The organism is Moraxella sp. (genome assembly GCF_024227015.1).
Classification (GTDB): domain Bacteria; phylum Pseudomonadota; class Gammaproteobacteria; order Pseudomonadales; family Moraxellaceae; genus Moraxella.
On the sequence record NZ_JAAELD010000141.1, the window covers coordinates 1 to 1,364 of the forward strand.

The window sequence follows — 1,364 nt, forward strand, 5'->3', positions numbered from 1 at the left end:
CTTAACTTAATGGCATTGACTGTGTCTGGTGGGGAAGCGTTACATCACTCAATCCGCCATTCGCTTATGATGAGCAATAATACTCTGCCCTATTTCGCTACAGGCTTTTAATTCCAAAAGACGGGCTTCGGCGTGATGGGATAACTGAATTTGCACATCAGGTGCGGGCGTGAAAGCGCCCCCTTTTTCTGGCCATTCAATTAAGCATAAGACATTCCCATCAATATAATCGCGTATGCCCAAATATTCCAATTCTTCTGGATCACCTAAACGATAGAAGTCAAAATGGTAAATCTGATATTCACCAATTTGATAAGGTTCAACTAACGTATAAGTGGGACTTTTTACTATACCCCTGTGTCCCAGTGCCTGTAAAAACCCTCTTACCAATGTGGTTTTTCCAACTCCTAAATCTCCGCATAAATGTAAAATAGCGCGATGATGACAAGCTCGTGCTAAATGGCAGCCAAAATTTTCCATAGCGGTGGCTGTAGGAATAAGTTCCATTATGATTTCAATTTTGGATTAGCGTAATAACGTAACCAGGGTAATAAATCACTTGCTAATAAACCGCGCTCGCCATAAATGACAAGCGCATGATCCCCTGCTTTACCATGCAAACAGACACCTAAATGCGCCGCTTCTATGGTAGAAAAACCTTGTGCCAGTAAACCAGCAATGACTCCCGTAAGTACATCGCCCATACCACCGCAAGCCATACCTGGATTGCCGACTGTGCAAATTCCCACTTGGTTATTAGCATCAGCCACTAATGTACCAGCCCCTTTGAGAAGACACACACCGCCAAAGCGTACTTGCAGGGCGCGTACAGCAGCAAATCGATCTGCCTGAATCTCAGCAGTGGACATTTCCAATAAGCGGGCAGCCTCCCCTGGATGCGGAGTCAACACGCTATTGTAAAAACGAAAAGGGGTTTTAGCGAGTAAATTAAGGGCATCGGCATCTACAACGATAGGCTTTTGTAATTCCTCTACAGCCTTTAACAGTCCTTGCGCCCAACTTGATTGACCCAATCCAGGACCAATGGCAACCACATTGGCTTTATCTAAAAGCGGCTCAAGTTCTTCTACCGTTTCCACGCCATGACTCATAATTTCTGGGCGTGTGATATTCAGAAGCGCGGCATGGTTAGCACGAGTCGCTACACTGATAAGCCCTGCACCTACCCTAGCCGCCGCTTCTGCTGCCAAACGTGCAGCCCCTATCATCCCGCTATCTCCGCCGATAACCAACAGATGTCCAAATAAGCCTTTATGGGCGGTTCGTGAACGTTTAGGCAATGACGTTTTTAAAACGTGATAATCCAGTCGAGTGGCAGTCGCTTTAACCTTTTTATAAATCTC

2 protein-coding genes are annotated in these 1,364 nt (G+C 45.7%); both read right to left on the bottom strand.

Annotation, left to right across the window (positions count from 1 at the left end; all coding sequences use genetic code 11):
* Nucleotides 1-48: 48 nt before the first annotated feature.
* A complete protein-coding gene (gene tsaE, locus GY683_RS03145; RefSeq protein WP_297287362.1) occupies nt 49-507 on the bottom strand; it encodes a tRNA (adenosine(37)-N6)-threonylcarbamoyltransferase complex ATPase subunit type 1 TsaE in 459 nt (152 codons plus the stop codon).
* Nucleotides 507-1,364, bottom strand: an 858-nt coding sequence (locus GY683_RS03150; protein WP_297287363.1) for an NAD(P)H-hydrate dehydratase, incomplete at its 5' end; no start/stop codon positions are given. The genes tsaE and GY683_RS03150, both read right to left, overlap by 1 nt.